The organism is Halomonas sp. SIMBA_159, from assembly GCF_046536035.1.
Classification (GTDB): domain Bacteria; phylum Pseudomonadota; class Gammaproteobacteria; order Pseudomonadales; family Halomonadaceae; genus Vreelandella; species Vreelandella venusta_A.
In genome coordinates, this window is sequence record NZ_JAWJBT010001341.1 from 1 (window position 1) to 244 (window position 244).

Here is a 244-nt window from a genome sequence, read left to right on the forward strand (position 1 = left end):
CAAGAAACTGTACCTTGACCGCTTATGAAACTATAAAATAACCAAATAGCTGCTAATATAATAAAAAACACTGTGCTTCCGCGCCAAATATTAGACATTCTGCCCTCCGTATTCGCATTCCTGATATACCCCCCTGCAACACTATCATTTGCTGATAAATTTAGCAGTTCTCTTATTTGTTGATAGTCGTCATTTGCATTATTTATGTATTTTTTCATTTGAGATTGATATTGCTTATAACTTT

The 244-nt window shown here is 33.6% G+C and carries 1 protein-coding gene; it reads right to left on the reverse strand.

All coding sequences use genetic code 11. From position 1 onward, the window contains the following. The coding region (locus tag R0J87_RS23620; protein WP_498889429.1) for a hypothetical protein at positions 1-244 on the reverse strand (244 nt) is incomplete at both ends.